Source organism: Streptomyces sp. NPDC052020, assembly GCF_040680575.1.
Lineage (GTDB): Bacteria > Actinomycetota > Actinomycetes > Streptomycetales > Streptomycetaceae > Streptomyces.
Genome location: NZ_JBFAWY010000042.1, coordinates 1 through 15,555, shown reverse-complemented (window position 1 = coordinate 15,555; position 15,555 = coordinate 1). Strand labels below are relative to the sequence as shown.

Genomic DNA, 15,555 nt, shown 5'->3' with positions numbered 1-15,555 from the left:
CGGGACGTTAGGACAGGGCCCTGGTCCCTGGCTGCAAGGGCAGGGGGTCGGTGCGGCTCGCGCGGCCGGTGGGGAGGACGGGCGGAGCGTGCCCCTGAGCTGCGGACTCCGCGCGGGGAGCCCGGAGCTCGCTGTGGCGTAGACGTTAAGAAGCCATAGGCGTCACGTCAACACTTTTGTTAACAATCTAAGCAACAATTCGGCCCCGGGGTACGGGTGGTAGCCGTTCCCCGGGGCCGGAAAGGGCAGATCAGATCAGGGCCGCACGGGCGGCGTGCCGTGCGTGTGGAAGGACTCGATGGTCTTCAGGCCCCACGCCTGTCCCTTCTTGCGCTCCTCCTCGGTCCAGGTGATGAGCGGCCAGTCGGGGGCGAGGACGAGGCGGGTGAGCGGGTTGCAGAGTTCGATACGGTTGCCGCCGGGTTCGTAGACGTAGAGGAAGAACGTCTGCTGGATGGCGTGCTTGTGCGGCCCCGTCTCGATGAAGACGCCGGTGTCGATGGCGAGGTCGGCGGCGCGCAGGATGTCCTCGCGGGTGTCGGTAGCGAAGGCGATGTGGTGCAGGCGGCCCTCGCTGCCGGTCCAGTCGGACGTGTAGACGACGTCGTACGACTTGTCGGTGTACGTCAGCCAGCGAGCCGCGATCTTGCCGGAGTCGAGCCGGATCTGCTCGGTGGGACGGGCGCCGAGGAGCTGTTCCTGCCATTCGGTGTTGGCGAGGACGTCGGCGGCGAGGAAGTTGATGTGGTCCAGGCGGCGGACGCCGACGCCGCGGTTGGGTTTGGCCTGCGGCTGGTTCTTCAGGGACGGCCTAAGCGCTCGGGGGGCCTGGTAGTGCTCGCTCTCCCAGTACAGGGCGTGTTCGTGGCCGTCCGGGTCGGCGGTGACGTAGAGCTTGCCGAGCCCGGGCTCGTCCTCGACCCAGTGGCCGGTGCGGCCCGCCGCCTCGATGGCCTGCACCCGGCGCCGGAGCGCCTCCTCGCTGGAAGTGCGCAGGGCGAGGCGGCCGAGGCCGGGCTGATCGCGGGCGGTCAGGACGAGGCTGTGGTGCTCGTAGTCGTCGAAGGTCCGCAAGTAGACGGTGTCGCCGTCCCGTCCGTTGACGGTCAGGCCCATGAAGTCGGTGAAGAAGGCGACGGAGGCGTCCAGGTCCGGAGTGAACAGCTGGGCGTGGCCGACGTGGGCGATGTCGCCGAGAGGCGGGGTCATGAGCGACCTCCTGTGGGTGGTACGGGGAAGACGGTGCCGTCGAAGATCTTGCGGGCGGTGCGGACGACGGCGGTACGACGCGCTCTCGGACCGCCCTCGGGGGTGCGCTCGATGCTGCTCTCGATGTCGGTGAATCCGCTGGGGTGCTCGATGCGGAGCCGGTCACCGTCTTCGGGGAGGGCCGCGATGCCGTGCGCGACGCTTCCCTTCACCCGCAGTCCGGCCGCCACGCTGGCGGCGCCCAGGACGCCGATGGAGGTGTGGACGCGGGCGGGGATGAAGGTGCGGGTGGTGACGGCGCCGCCGTGGCGGGGCGGCGAGAGGAGGGTGAGCTTGGGGACGGTGGTGTCCGTGACGTCGCCGAGTCCCATCAGCCGCCCGGCTGCCAGCCGTATCTCGTGGAGCCGGGCGGTCAGTTCCTGGTTCGTCTCCAGCTCTTTCGGGTCCTCCTGGCCGGTGACCTCGAGGGCCTCGGCTGGGATCAGGACGGTCGGCATGCCGTTGTCGACGCACGTGACCTCGGTGCCGGCGACCGTGTCGCGCACGTTCCCGGTGGGCAGCAACTCGCTTTTTCCCGGCGGGAATTCGATGACGACGGCGGCGGCGCTCCCGGGAACCCCGGAGATCTCCGTGCCGCCGCTGTAGTCGACGCGGCCGTCAGGGGTCGGGAACGTCGCCGTGGCGAAGTCACCGGAGTTCACCATGCGGATGCGTACGGACGTCTCGCTGCTCCCCGCGCGCACGAGTCCGCGCTCGACGGCGAACGGGCCGACCCCGGCGAGCAGGTTGCCGCAGTTCTGGCGGTCCGAGACCTCTGCCTTGTCCACGGCGACCTGGAGGAAGAGGTAGTCGACGTCGGCCTCGGGACCGGCCGACGGGGACACCACGGCGACCTTGCTCGTGAGCGGGTGGGCGCCGCCGAGGCCGTCGATCTGGCGCGGGTCGGGGCTGCCCATGACCCGCAGCAACAGCTCGTCGCGGGTGGTCTCTTCGGCAGGCAGGTCGTCTGCCAGAAAGTAGGCGCCCTTGGAGGTGCCGCCGCGCATCAGCATGCAGCGGATCTCCGCGGGGCCGGTCACGACTCGGCCTCCTCGTACGAGCGGTAGGTCACCCCGAGCCGTGTGAGCGTCTCCCGCAACCCGTAGCGGTCCAGGCCCAGTTGCCCCTCCAGGAAGGCGGCGCGGGCCCCGGCCTCCTTCCGCTCGCGGGCCTCGGACGCCTCAGCGGTGTCGCGGGCGCGCTCGCGCGGGACGACCACCACGCCGTCGTCGTCGGCGACGATCACATCACCGGGGTGGATCACCTGGCCGCCGATCACGATCGGCACGTTCACGCTGCCGCCGGTCGCCTTGACCGTGCCCTGCGGGCTGACGGCGGCGGACCAGGCGGGAAAGCCCATCGCGCGCAGTTCGGCGGTGTCGCGGATACCGGTGTTCAGGACGACGCCACGGACCCCGCGATGGGCGAGGGCGGTGGCGAACAGCTCGCCGAACAGACCGTCGGTGCACGGCGAGGTGGTGGTGACGACGAGGATGTCGCCCTCGCCGCACTGCTCGACCGCCGCGTGGATCATGAGGTTGTCGCCGGGCCAGCACAGCACCGTGACGGCGGTGCCCGCGACCCGGACGCCTTGCTGGATCGGGCGCAGATGTGCGCCGAGGAAGCCGGTGCGGCCCATGGCCTCACCGACGGTGGCCGTCCCGTAGCCGGCGAGCGCCGCGACGTCCTGCGCCTCGGCCTTGGGCGGGTTGGTGACGATCACGCCGGGCATCAGGCGAGCTCCTTCGCGATCTGCGGGTAGGGCCGCATGTACGCCTCGGCCATGGTCTTGTGGGCGAGGCCCAGGTTGGGGCCGGCGTTCCGCTTGAGCTGCACTCCCCGGCGTACGGCGAGGTCGGTGTAGTAGTCCCACAGGTGCTGCTGGGCACCGAGGCACTCCATCGCCTTGCGCTTGGTCTCCCACACCTCGGTGATGTCCAGGAGGACCTCGGGCTTGAAGCCGCTCATCTCCGGCTGGTGCGGTTCGAAGTAGAAGACCGGCGGGGCGCCGATGATCTCGCCCGCGCCGGGGTAGCCGATGGCCTGGGCGAGGACGCGGGCCTCCAGGGCCATGCGGTTGGCGGCCGGATGGTCGCCGTTGTACGGGTCCTCGACCGGGTGCGTGAGCACGACGTCCGGCTGCGTCTCCCGGTAGACGGCGACGAGCCGGTCGGTCAGCTCGGCCGTGGCGAGCAGCGGGTAGTCACCGGCGTCGAAGAAGCGGACCTCGGCTCCGAGGACGGCGGCGGCCTTCTCCGCCTCCTCCCGGCGTATCGCCTTGATCTCCTCGAGCTTCTTGCCCTCCCGCCACGCCTTGGCCGACTCGCCGCGTTCGCCGAAGGTCAGGCACGCGATGGTGACCTTCTCGCCCCGGGAGGCGGCCAGGGCGATGGCTCCGCCCGCCCGCCACACGAAGTCGCCGGCGTGCGCGGTGACGACGAGGGTCGATCGGGGCGGAGTGGCGGCGGGTGCGCCGTTGCCGTGGGTCATGCTGCATCTCCTTGGTGACAGGTGCCGCACCCGCCCCAGGAGCGCGTTTCAGTCGGCGCGCAGGGCGTCGATCACGCTGCTGAGGTGGGCGCGAACGGCCGTCTCGGCCGCTTGCGGGTCCCTGGCCCGGATCGCTTCGATCACGGCCAGGTGCTCACTCAGGGACTGCTGCGGACGGCCCGGCCGCAGCGCCAGCTGGAAGCGGTGGCGCACGAGCTGGGCGTTGAGCCGCTCCAGGAGACCGACGGCCGTGTGCTGGCCGGAGGCGTTCCGGATCAGGGCGTGGAGGTCGTGGTTGAGCTCGGAGTAGGTGACCGGATCGCCGTCGGAGACCGCCTTGGACATGGCCTTGCCCAGGCCGGTCAGCTCGTCGAGCTGCGCGTCGGTGGCCTCGGTCGCCGCCTTGGCCGCGCACAGCCCTTCGAGCGCCATCCGGCACTCCGTGATCTCCACGGCCTCCTCGACCGTCACCACCCGCACCCGGGAACCGCGGTTGCGGATCCGCTCGACCAGCCCCTCGGAGGTCAGATCCAGCAGTGCGGCACGCACGCTGGCACGCGTGACGCCGTAACTCTCGGCGAGCTCGTTCTCCACCAGCCGCTGGGCCGGCGCCATCTCGCCCCGCAGGATCGCCTTCCTGAGCCGCTCCAGCGCGTACTGCTTGGCCTGCTCTCCGGAGCCTGGACGGGCTTCCTTCGGCATCTGCCCTCCCTGAGTGAGTGCCTGTCGACGCTAAATCTAGGCGAACAGAATTGTCAACGATTCTGTTCTCACTTTTTCGGGTGGGGCGGGCGGGTCACGGCGCATATCACAGGCGGTGCGCCCGATGGCCCCCGTCAAGGGTCAGGTCGCCGACGGGGGAGGGCGGAGCGGCCGTTGCTGCCGTCACCACCGGCTCACTGCCCTGCGGTGATTGCACCTCGGTAGTGACGCAATCGCCGCAGCGTGTTCAGGCCGCCCATGGCGGTCGGCTCCGGCAGGAACGGCGGAACGTGCGTACGGTGTGACGGGGTCGGTGGCTAGCTCTTGTAGCCTGTCACCTTGGCGACCCACTTGATGAAGTCGTCCGGGTCCTCGTTGGTGGCATGGCCCTTGTCCCAGTAGTACGCGTGGTCGACGTCGTCACCGAGGTTGTCCACGGCCATGGCGAGGTTCGCGGCGACTGTCAGCGCTGTGTCGGTGTCGGATGTGCCGAGCCGGATCCACCAGTGCTTGGAACGGTTCGGGTTGCGCTCTTCGAGAAGGTGGAACATCGGGTTCATCAGCTTGAGCTTCTCGGGGATGTCGCTGTCGACCCGCTTGCTGCTGAGCCCGGTGGTGTCCTTCCTTGCGCTGTAGGCGGTGAAGTGACGGGCCTTGGTGGTGCTCTTGCCGAACTCGTTGTTCTCGCCGGCGGACAGGTCGAACGCGTCGAAGGCCGGCTGGGTCTTCTTGCGCTGCGCCACGTGCGCGAGGTAGCCCTCCCATGTGAAGGCGGCCTGGTTGTTCTTCCACGTGATGAACGTGTTCTTGGCCAGGTATGTCTCGCGCTCGGAAGCCGACAGGGTCGCGAGGTACTTCGTCGCCGACGGCTGGAGGTAGTGCTCCAGGAGGTAGTCGGCGTAGTTGCGGGCGGTGATCTTGCCGAAGCGCGAGCCCTTGAGGCCGCGTAGGTTCAAGCCTGCCTGATACTCGGCGAACTGTGCCCGGAGCTCCTTCGACACGCTCTGGTCGACGGTCTTGCCGGTGGTCTGCGTGGGCAGGGTGCCCCAGTTCCACTCGTAGGCGCCGTCGGCATGTTCCAGGTCCGTGATCGGACACCAGGCGCCGGTCGCGAAGATCGCGTCGGAGGCGTCGGCCGCGCCGGCCTCCCTGAGGTACGGCTCGTAGATCTTGCTGTCGCCGGAGGCGCCGAGCAGGGCCGAGGAGGCGCCGCCCGCGCTGGTGCCGGTGGATACGATCCGCTCGACATTGCCCGCAATGCGGCCTTTGTTGGCGCGGATGTAGCGTACGGCGGCCTTCAGGTCGACGATCACCGCGGGGGCGGTGCCGTAGTAGGTGCCGGAGGAGTCGGTCAGGCTGCGGCCGCGGGTGCCGGGCTCCACCACGACGTAACCGGCGACCAGGGCCAGCTTCGCGAGATTCACCATGCCGTTGATGGCGCCCGTGCCACCCGCCATGCCGCCGCCCGTGCCGCCTGACGGCTTGCCGCTGGGCACGGGGCCGCCCGTACCGCCGCCCATGCCGGTCATCTCCAGCTTGGCCTGGCCCACGCCGGTGGCGTCGGCCACTGTGGAGGGCATGTAGGCCCCCACCGCGTTGGCGAGCACGATGGGGGCGTTCGAGGCGTCGACCGCCTTGCCGTCGATCTTGACCGGGACGCTGACGACCAGGCTCTGGTGGTCGGAGTCGCTCGGGTTCGTCACGTAGTCGCGGGCCTTGTAGAAGCGGTACGTCACCGAGTGCTCGGTGCCGGACGCGTCGGCGATCGACTCTGTCTTCTCCGTGAAGTCGTCCTGGTCGAAGACCAGGGAGCCGTTGACCGAGGCCCCCTGGTTGTCGGTGCCGCCCGTGTTCTCCGCCTGTGCGGTCAGAGCGATGCCGCCGACGGCTGCGATCCCCGCGGTCGCACCGAGCCCTATGACGACGCTCCTGCGGTTCACTGCCCTGTGCTTCACGATCATCTCCTTGCCGTGGCGGGCTGCCGCCGTCCGTACGGGTTGCCTTCACTTCGAGTGTGCGACTCCGTGCCCGGGCGAGTGCGGACCACAGCCGTTCATGTGGCCTGGGGGCACAGCACGGTGATGACGTCCGACCTGGCCGGCGTACCCGGTCGGGCACGGCAACTACCGAATTCGGGAGGCCCGTTCGGACCGGTGGAGGCCCTGGCCGATGACATCGCCTCCGCTGTCGACGCCGTCGGTCCACCGGAGCCAGGGGCCCACCATGGCCGCCTGGTGATCGCCCTGTCCGGACCGGTCACCGAAAGGGCCCAGGACGCGGCGGGCCCTGCGCGCAGTGCCTCGCACCTCGCCCGGCTTGTCGCCGGTCGGCTGCCCGGAGTGACGTGCCCCGTCGACGTGGTCAACGATGCCAAGGCCGCGGCCCTGGCCGAGTATCACGCCCTTGCCGTGCGCGGTGGCACCGTCGCGTACGTGAAGTCCGACGCGGGAGTGGCCGGTGCGTTGATCGTCAACGGCCGTGTCTTTCACGGCAGTCACGGCCTGGCGGGGGAGCTCGGCCACATCCCGGTCTCTCTCGACGGGCCGGTCTGCCGGTGCGGCGCGACCGGTTGCCTGACCACGTACGTCAGCACCCGCGCGGTCCTGGAGGAGGCCGGCCTCGGCGGTTCGGCTTCGCCTCACCAGGCCAGTGCCGCCCTCACCGAACTCGACCACCGCCTGCGTGCAGGGGAGCCGGTCGCTCTGGCCGCACTGAACCGTGCCGGGCACGCCCTGGGCGCCGCACTTCAGTCGCTCACCGGAGTGACCGACCCCGATCATGTCGTCCTCGGTGGCCGTCTCGCCGACTGGCTGCCCTGGTTGAGGCCCGGCATCGACGCCCGCCTCGCCCCGCGCCGGGGCGCCTTCCCGGCCTTTTCCCCTGCCGTCACGCCCGGGACCTCGGTGCCGACGCGGCCCTCCACGGTGCGCTCGCCGCCGGACGTGAACACATCCTCGCCGACCCGGCCGCCGTACCGAAGGGAACGTGACGGCGGCCGCGCGGGTGCTGTTGTCGGAGGTGGCTCAGGACCTGCTTTTTTGTCGCCGTCCGCTGGGCGCCGACGCAAGTGAAGGCGGTGAGGTCGCGGTCGGCTGCGTGGTACATGCCCTCGCCGAGGCTCTCGTCCGTCTTGTCATAGGCGGACGTGAACGTGATGTCCTACCTGAGGGTGGGCTCCGGGTTGTCGAAGCTCGGCGTGGTATGGGTCTGCACCGGCCCAGGCCGTCAGCCTTGACCTCGGACGTCCGATGACCCCGGCTGGCACCGTGGTCTTCGTCATCGCCACCGAATCAGCAGCATCACTGGGCCTCCGCGTAATGCCGACCGGAACCGAAGAAGGCCCAGCCGGCGACCCGTGCTGCCCCGTCGTCGGCATGCCATGTCCGCGAAACCGCCGGGGCGAGCCTCACGGGGTTCGGAAGCCCCGGAAGGTCATCTGCCTGCGCGTTCTGAAGCCGAGGCGCTCGTACAGCGCGATGGCGCCGGTGTTCGCCTCGGCGACATGCAGGAAAGGACGGTCGCCGCGCTCCAAGATGCGTGCGGCGAGCGTACGTACCAAGCGGGCGGCGTGGCCTTGGCCCCGTGCCTCGGGGGCGGTGCAGACGGCGCTGATCTCCGTCCAGCCCGGGGGCCGCAGGCGTTCCCCGGCCATCGCCACGAGGGTGCCGTCGACCTTGACGCCCAGGTAGGTGCCGAGTTCGTGGGTGCGCGACCAGAAGGGCCCCGGCTCGGTCCGGGCGACGAGGTCGAGCATCTCGGGCACGTCGTCCTCGCCCAGTACGACCATGTCGCTGTCGGGCTCGTCGCCGCGCCGGCCGGGAAGGGGGCCGCCGGACCAGATCAATTGTCGGCCCGCCAGGCTGAAGACGGGCTCCCAACCCGGCGGCGGGCAGGCCGGACAGCTGAACATGTCGGCGAAGGCACCCGGACCGAGCAACGCGGCGAGGTCGGCCCAGTCCCGCGCCTCCGGCTGGACGGGCACGGCGGAGAAGGTCGCCACGTCGGTGCGATAGGTGGCGGCTCCGCCCAGCCGTCGGGCGAGGTGCGCGTGCGGGCCGCCGAGCGACTGCCCTACCGGATCGTCGAGTACCGAGACGTCGATCATCATTCCTGCAGTCTCACATCCGTGGCGGACGCAGTGCCCGACCGGTGTCACCTGCCGCGGGCGCCCCCGGTCGTTGACCGCGGTCGAAAAGTTTCGCGTCCCTGTACCCGACCGGGTGGCGTTGCTTTCATGTGACCGCTGTCGCCCAAGCAAGCTCACGTACATGCGAGGAGTGTCCACGTGCTTTCCACCGAGGTCAGGGGTCCGCAGTCGCTCCCCTTCGGCACGGGACGTGCGGTGCTCGACCCGGTGACGGGCGCGCCGGTGCAGTTCCTGGACGACCGGGCGCCGGTACGGCGGTTTCTGCTCGACCAGGCCGCCGCGCCCTGGCACTCGGTGGAGCACCAGTGGGGCTCCGGGCACCTGGTGACGGACAGGGGCGCGGGCCGGTGGCTCGCGCCGTCGGAACTGCGGGTGGCGGGCGGCGCCGTCGAGGCGGTGCACACACCGCTGCCCGGGGTCAGGGTGGAGGTGCGGCGTTCCGTGGAGGGGGCGGTGCTGCGTGAGCGCTACACGGTCGTCAACGCCGCTGACGAGCCGCTAGCCGTCACCGGCCTGGGCATCCAGGCGCCCTTCGCCGACTGGTACCGGGACGCGCGGACGGCGCTGGAGGGGGCCGTGCACGCGCACGTCTTCACCGGGGGCACATGGGCGTGGGTGCTGGCCCAGCCGATGTCGGGCGAGGGCCGCTGTCTGGGGCTGATCGTGCGGGAGGGGGCGGTGCGGGCGTACTCGGTGGAGTCCCGCAACCACGCGTCGCTGTCCGACGTCCGAGGTCACCTGGTCCTCCAGGTCACCGACCACGCCCGCAACCCCGAGGCGTTCGGCGGGCAACCGATGCTGTACCTGGGGCCGGGGGAGTCGACGGCGGTGGCCTGGGAGCTGGGCTGGTACGACTCGGCCGGCGAGTTCACCGCCGCCACCCGGCCGCCGGCCGCCTTCTCCGCGTACGCCGCCGAGACCGGGACCCCGATCGTCGTGGAGGCGGCGTCGGTGAGCAGCCCGGACCCGGAGGTGAAGGTGGAGCGGGAGGCGGACGGCCGGTACCGCATCGAGGCGTGTGCGCACGGCACCCGCACCCTGGACATCGGCGACGGCGCCCGTACCGAGGTCCTCTTCCACCTCCCGCCGGAGGAGGTCGTCCGCCGCCGCGTCGCCTACATCGTCCGCCACCAGCGGGCCACGGAACGTCCCGGCCTGCTCGCCCATGCCTTCGTCCCCGTGAACACCAGGACCAAACTGACCAGCGCCACCAACGGCTGGTCGGACTGGTCCGACGGCTCGGAGCGGATCGCCATGCCGCTGCTGTTGCAGGCCGCCACCGCCCGCGGCCTCGCCGACCCGGAGCAGACCGGCCCCCTGCTGGACGGCTGGTCCCGGTTCGCCGTGCGCCACCTGCTCGACGAGACCGACGCCCCGCGCCGCGGATCCCAGACCAGGCACCTGGAACCGCGGTTGTACGACATGCCCTGGCTGGCCCGCTTCTTCCTCGACCGGCACCGGGCACACAGCCGGGAAGAGGATCTGGAGCGCGCCGCCCGCATCATCGAGCGCCGCTACGACCTGGGCGGCACCACCCACCTGTCCATCGACGACTCCCCGACCACGACCGCCGTCTGCCACGGCCTGGACGCCGCCGGCCAGACCGCCCGCGCCGACCGACTGCGCGACCTGCTGGTCGACAGCGCCCGGCGGTTCGCGCGCATGGGCCGGTACCTGCCCGCTCACGAGGTCAACTACGAGCAGGCGATCGTTGCTCCGCTGCTGGACCTCCTCAGCGACACCTACGCCCTGACCGGCGAGACCCTCTTCCACGACGCGATCCAGGAACGGCTGCCCTGGCTGCTGGCCTTCGGCGGCCCCCAGCCTCACGCACGCCTGCACGGCATCGCCATCCGACACTGGGACGGCTACTGGTTCGGCGAGAACCGGCTCTGGGGCGACGTCTTCCCCCACTACTGGAGCACCCTGACCGCCACGGCCCTGCTGCGCCTCCCGGCCACCCTGCGCACCCCCGACACCGACCGCCTCGCCGAGACGATCTTCCGCGCCAACCTGGCCAACTACCACGAGGACGGCTCGGCCACCTGCGCCTTCGTCATGCCCTCCACCGTCGACGGACGCGCCGCCCACACCACCGACCCCCTCGCCAACGACCAGGACTGGCACCTGGTCCTGTGGCTGCGCCACCACGACGCGCGATAATGTCCACGATAATGCTGTGTATATTGTCAACAATCTTGTAGCGTGCGTCACGCCTCGACCCCGAGGCATCCGCGAAGCACCTGGTGCTCGATGAGGGGAGACCCATGCAGAGGTTGACCACGTCCTGCGGACGAGACGCACTCGCCCACCCGCCGAGCCTACGGGAGGAACGCCCCCTGACCCGCACACGCCTCCTGAGAGGCATGGCGCTCGCGGGTTCCCTCGTCCTCACGTCCGTCGCAGTACCGGCCTCCGTCGCAACGGCCGCCCCCACGCAGAGCCGTGGCCATGCCGCGGACCCCCAGGACGCGGCGCTCGCCTTCGGCTCCTCCGGCTACACGACGATCACCGTCACCGTCGACGGCCGTCCGGTGGACGTGCGCTGGTACAAGGAAATCTGCTACGTCGCGAACCCGGTCGCCGCAGCGGCGCAGCAGCCCGGTGGTCCCGGCGGGGGCAGCACCACCGTCCCCGACACCGCCTGCGGCTACCAGAGCATGAACGTGTTCGTCCCCGACAGCGCCTTCGGCGACCAGCGGGCGCCGGTCTACCTCGCGGTGAACAACAGCGGCTGGATGGCCAGTCACCTGCGGGCGAGCGTGACCCCCGGCGCCTCCTACAACAGTGCGACGAGCAACGTCGGCGCCGCCCTGAAGGCGGGTTACGTCTTCGTCGACGTCGCCAGCCGCAGCCGCGGCCTGGTCGGTGCCGACGGCTCGTTCCCCGGCAAGGCTCCCGCGGCCGTCGCCGACGCCAAGGCCGCCGTGCGCTACCTGCGTCTCAACGACACCGAGATGCCCGGCAGCGCGGAGCGGATCGTCGTCAACGGCACCAGTGGCGGCGGCGCGCTGGCATCGATCCTGGGCGCTTCCGGCAACAGCGGGGAGTACACCCCGTACCTCGCGGCGATCGGCGCCGCCGGCATCGACGCCAAGGGGCGCAGCACCCTGCGCGACGACGTCTTCGCGGTCAACGCCTACTGCCCGATCACCGATCTCGGCAACGCCGACACGGCTTACGAGTGGCTCTACAACGTCCTCGGCACCCGCGAGACCACCGGCCAGAACCCCTCGCCCGGAGCAGCCGCGCAGATGGCGTCCCGGTTCGCGGCCTACGAGAAGGGCCTCGGGCTGCGCACCCCCGACGGCTCCCGGCTCACCGCCGCGACCATGCTCGACACCATCGAGAGGGAAGTCGCCCGCTCCGCCGAGACCTACCTGGAGGCGGACCCCGCCCACACCATCCCGCCGTTGGGCGGCACCTTCCAGATCATGGCAGGGGGCACCACCAAGGCGTACGTCAACGACTGGATCGACGTCGACACCGCCACCCGCACGGTGCGCTCCGTCGACATGGAGAGGTACCTCGCCTTCGTCGCCTCCCAGGCGGCACTCAAGACGACCCCTGCCTTCGACGCCGTGGGCGTCGACGGGAACACCACCAGCCGCACCGAGACCAACCTCTTCGGCCCGCCGACCGCGCCGTACATGAACTACACCGAGTTCAGCTGGAACCACAACGACGTGCCCGGCGACGGCAGCGGTCCGGACGACACCGGGCTGACCTGGAAGCAGTACACCGCGCGCAAGAGCACCACCGTCGACGACCAGGTCCACCTCATCAACCCGATGGACTTCATCGGCACCGGCGCCGACACCGCGCCGAACTGGTACATCCGCCACGGCACCCGCGACCGGGACACCGCCTTCACCGTCTCGGTCAACCTCGACCGCGCACTCGCCGCGGACCAGGAGGTCGAGGACCTGGACTACCGGCTCGCCTGGAACCAGCCGCACGCCGGGAACTACGACGTGCCCGAGGCCATGGCCTGGATCGCCAGGGTCGTCCAGAAGGCCGGCGACCCACTCGCATAAGAGCCCCGAACAGTCACCGGCCGCCCCGTCCCGGGACGGGGCGGCCGGGTCGTCTTGTTCGCCCCGTGCGGGGCAACGCCTGGTACGGAACGAAAGGCGGAGCCGCCTCACGGGGCGATCGCCGGGACGGCTCCGCGTGGGCCCGCCGGCTCAGTCGCGGCTCATCCGGTCCTCGGCCGACAGGTGTTCCACCGTCTTGCCGGTCTTCGTGAAGGTCCGGGTCACATGGCCCGAGGAGTACACCCACAGGATCCGCAGCGGCGTGTCGCCCGCGTTGCGGAACAGGTGGGGGACCGGAGAGGGGATGTAGGTGGTGTCGTACCGCTCCAGCTTCGTCACCTCGCCGTTCACCCACACCTCCGCCTCACCGTCGAGGATCGTCACGTGCTCGTCGCAGTTGTGCGAGTGCAGCGGCGCCCCGGAGCCCACCGGGTACACGCTTATACCGCTGGTGATGCGGTTCTCCCCGCCCGCCGACGGAGTGGTGATCAGCGGTGTCGTGACGACCGCGCTGCCCCGGTCGAGCAGGGGCACGGACGCGGCCTTGACGATGGTGGTCATCCAGGGGTTCCTTCCACTCCGACGTGATGCGCCGACCGACGTTAGGCCGTCCCCGGCGCGCACGGTCACCGCGTTCCTCGGCGGACTGCTCTTCATCCATCTTGTACGGCAGCGGAAGGTGGCCCAGCTGTGAGCCTCCTCCAGGACGGTCCCGCGCGGGCCCGCGTGCAGGTGCGGCGCGGGCTGCTGCGCACCCGCCGCTGGTTGCTGCGCTACGACACCCGCGCCCTGCTGGTCTGCGCGCTGCTCGGCGCGCTCACGGTGTGCGCCATGGTGTCGGCCATCGGCACCGGAACCTACGCGCTGTCCCCGCCCGAGGTGCTGAGCACGCTCACCGGCGACGGCCCGCCGGGCGCCGGGTTCGTCGTGTTCGACCTGCGCCTTCCGCAGGCCCTGGTGGCCGCGCTGGTCGGCTTCGGGCTGGGCATGGCGGGTGCGGTCTTCCAGTCCCTCACCCGCAACCCGCTGGGCTGCCCCGACGTCATCGTGTACCTGCTGGCCTGGAAGCGCGGGGTGCACGGCTACCGGCTGGTCCTCGTCGGCATCGGGGCCTCCTCGGTGCTGGGCGCGGCGACCGGCTTCCTGTACCTGCGCGCCGACATCGGCAAGGCCGCGCAGGCCGCCGCCTGGACGGTCGGCTCGCTCAACGCCCGGGACTGGAGCGACGTCCGCGTCGCCGCGCTGGGGCTGGTGGTGCTCGTACCGGTCGTCCTGGTGTACGGGCGGCGGCTGACCATGCTGGAGATGGGCGACGACACCGCCGCCGCGCTCGGTGTGCCGCCCGAGCGCAGCCGCCTGGTGCTGCTCGGCGCGGGCACGGGACTCACCGCCATGGCGGTGGCCGCGGCCGGACCCGTTCCGTTCGTCGCGATGGCCGCCCCGCAGCTGGCCCGCAGGATGACACGGGCGGCGGGCCCGAACGTGCTGTCCGCCGGGTGGATGGGCGCACTCCTGGTGACCGCCGCGGATCTGGTCACCCAGCGGGTGACCGGCTCGGCCCGGCTGCCGGTCGGTGTGGTGACCGGCGTGGCCGGCGGGGTCTACCTGGCGTGGTTGTGCGCGGCGAGCGTCGGGAATCGCGGCTGTGACGGGCAGGCCGACCGCCGAGGAGCTGCTCACCTGCGCGGCACGACGAGCTGCGGGGCCGGCATCCCCACACCTCCGCTCCCGGCGGTCTGTTTTCCCGGAAGTGAGCGAGATCGAAGGCGCGCTCACCGGCATCACCTACCCGAGTAACCGTCACCGGTCGACCGCTTGACGCCCCGGCCGGCGTGCCCCTGGACCGGGCCGCCGTCGTCCTCCTGCACCGGCTGGCCGACTGCGCCCGGGGCATCGGCGCGGGGTGGGGTCGGAGAGGTCGAAGGGGGCGAGGAAACTCAAGCCGGACAATCTTCCGGTTCGCGATGTTCTCATCGACTGTCTTGGCGCTCTTCTTCGCCTGAGGGATGAGTTCGTCGATGTTGTGGACGGACTTGACCTGGTATCCGTGCGCAGCGCTGCCGGCGGGCGCCTGGTCATACCACTCGACGCCGCCGTCCGGAGCAGCAGTCTTGATCGTCTATCAGCCCGGAGGCGCCGGCGTGCGGAGCTGGAAACAAAGTTCTCGAATGCGCGATGGTGACTTCCGTCCCATTCACGGATGCTCTACCAGTTGTGTGCCCTGCTGTCGTTCGATGCACTCTGACCGGCGTTGACTACCGTCCACTCCTGACCGACTTTTCATGGCCGGCAGCGCTCGGGTCAGCACCGGCTACAACGGAATTCCTACGCCTGATCCGGTCCATCGGCCCAGGGAAACTTGGTGTGTCAGCGCAGCCCTCTACGCTGGGATCCGACACGCGCACAGTGGGGCGGCAGGACTGTACCGGGATCGATGGGACGGTTGTGCAGTGCCGTCCCAGGCGGAAATCTGACTCGTGAGATCTATGACCGAAGTGTCCAGTCACAGACCTGTCGACTGTCGTCGCGGGATGCTGCCTGCCACCGAGCCACAGGGCGTGTCCCAATAGGGGCCTTGCCGAGTTTCAGGCGCCATCACGGTTCAGACCGCCCGAGCAGGCCGGTGCCATTCATCCAGCACGTCACCACGTGGAAGGGGAACCATCATGACGACCAGACAGCGCAGCACCTCCTCGAACACGGACCCGCCCGTGCGGAGAGAGGTCGTACTGGGCGTGGACACGCACGGCGAGATGCATGTCGCCGCCGTGACCTCCCCGCTGGGGAAGATCCTGGGTAACGAGTCGTTTCCGGCCACGGTGGCCGGCTATCGGCAGCTGCTCGTGTGGGCCCGCAAGCGTGGGACGGTGGGCCGGGCCGGCGTGGAGGGCACCGGCACCTTCGGCCTGGGGCTGTCCCGCTACCTGGTGA

At 70.4% G+C, this 15,555-nt stretch carries 13 protein-coding genes; 5 read left to right on the top strand and 8 right to left on the bottom strand.

What is annotated here, in order from left to right; genetic code table 11:
- Window positions 1–255 precede the first annotated feature (255 nt).
- The 6 genes from AB0L74_RS29995 to AB0L74_RS29970 form a co-directional block, all read right to left on the bottom strand.
- On the bottom strand, window positions 256–1,209 hold the full coding sequence (locus AB0L74_RS29995) for a catechol 2,3-dioxygenase (protein ID WP_365659173.1): 954 nt from the start codon (window positions 1,207–1,209) through the stop codon (window positions 256–258).
- On the bottom strand, window positions 1,206–2,288 hold the full coding sequence (locus AB0L74_RS29990) for a 4-oxalomesaconate tautomerase (protein WP_365659170.1): 1,083 nt from the start codon (window positions 2,286–2,288) through the stop codon (window positions 1,206–1,208). Before AB0L74_RS29990 ends, AB0L74_RS29995 begins: the two co-directional genes overlap by 4 nt.
- The gene (locus AB0L74_RS29985; protein ID WP_365659168.1) at window positions 2,285–2,980 is read right to left on the bottom strand and encodes a 4-carboxy-4-hydroxy-2-oxoadipate aldolase/oxaloacetate decarboxylase; all 696 of its coding nucleotides are present in this window, start codon (window positions 2,978–2,980) and stop codon (window positions 2,285–2,287) included. The genes AB0L74_RS29990 and AB0L74_RS29985 overlap by 4 nt, the downstream gene beginning before the upstream one ends.
- Window positions 2,980–3,738, bottom strand: coding sequence for a PIG-L deacetylase family protein (locus tag AB0L74_RS29980; RefSeq protein ID WP_365659166.1), 759 nt, complete (start codon window positions 3,736–3,738; stop codon window positions 2,980–2,982). Before AB0L74_RS29980 ends, AB0L74_RS29985 begins: the two co-directional genes overlap by 1 nt.
- A 48-nt stretch (window positions 3,739–3,786) precedes the next feature.
- Window positions 3,787–4,440, bottom strand: a complete 654-nt coding sequence (locus tag AB0L74_RS29975) for a GntR family transcriptional regulator (RefSeq protein WP_365659164.1) — start codon at window positions 4,438–4,440, stop codon at window positions 3,787–3,789.
- A gap of 317 nt (window positions 4,441–4,757) precedes the next feature.
- On the bottom strand, window positions 4,758–6,395 hold the full coding sequence (locus AB0L74_RS29970; protein ID WP_365659160.1) for a subtype B tannase: 1,638 nt from the start codon (window positions 6,393–6,395) through the stop codon (window positions 4,758–4,760).
- Window positions 6,396–6,521: 126 nt separating this feature from the next.
- Between AB0L74_RS29970 and AB0L74_RS29965 the strand changes: the two genes are divergently transcribed.
- Window positions 6,522–7,511 carry an ROK family protein gene (locus AB0L74_RS29965; RefSeq protein WP_365659158.1) on the top strand — a complete coding sequence of 330 codons (990 nt, stop codon included), beginning with the start codon at window positions 6,522–6,524 and terminating at the stop codon, window positions 7,509–7,511.
- Window positions 7,512–7,846: 335 nt separating this feature from the next.
- Here AB0L74_RS29965 and AB0L74_RS29960 read toward each other — a convergent pair whose 3' ends face one another.
- Window positions 7,847–8,545, bottom strand: a complete 699-nt coding sequence (locus AB0L74_RS29960; RefSeq protein ID WP_365659273.1) for a GNAT family N-acetyltransferase — start codon at window positions 8,543–8,545, stop codon at window positions 7,847–7,849.
- A gap of 180 nt (window positions 8,546–8,725) precedes the next feature.
- Between AB0L74_RS29960 and AB0L74_RS29955 the strand changes: the two genes are divergently transcribed.
- Window positions 8,726–10,750, top strand: a complete 2,025-nt coding sequence (locus tag AB0L74_RS29955; RefSeq protein WP_365659156.1) for a hypothetical protein — start codon at window positions 8,726–8,728, stop codon at window positions 10,748–10,750.
- Window positions 10,751–10,953: 203 nt separating this feature from the next.
- Window positions 10,954–12,624 carry a subtype B tannase gene (locus AB0L74_RS29950; RefSeq protein WP_365659153.1) on the top strand — a complete coding sequence of 557 codons (1,671 nt, stop codon included), beginning with the start codon at window positions 10,954–10,956 and terminating at the stop codon, window positions 12,622–12,624.
- A 150-nt stretch (window positions 12,625–12,774) separates the two neighbouring features.
- Here AB0L74_RS29950 and AB0L74_RS29945 read toward each other — a convergent pair whose 3' ends face one another.
- The gene (locus AB0L74_RS29945; RefSeq protein ID WP_365659150.1) at window positions 12,775–13,185 is read right to left on the bottom strand and encodes a cupin domain-containing protein; all 411 of its coding nucleotides are present in this window, start codon (window positions 13,183–13,185) and stop codon (window positions 12,775–12,777) included.
- Window positions 13,186–13,314: 129 nt separating this feature from the next.
- On the opposite strand from AB0L74_RS29945, the gene AB0L74_RS29940 reads away from it, so the two are divergent.
- Both AB0L74_RS29940 and AB0L74_RS29935 read left to right on the top strand, forming a co-directional pair.
- A complete protein-coding gene (locus AB0L74_RS29940) occupies window positions 13,315–14,421 on the top strand; it encodes an iron chelate uptake ABC transporter family permease subunit (protein ID WP_365659147.1) in 1,107 nt (368 codons plus the stop codon).
- Window positions 14,422–15,290: 869 nt separating this feature from the next.
- Window positions 15,291–15,555: transposase (locus tag AB0L74_RS29935; RefSeq protein ID WP_365659144.1), on the top strand; the 265-nt coding region annotated here is incomplete at its 3' end.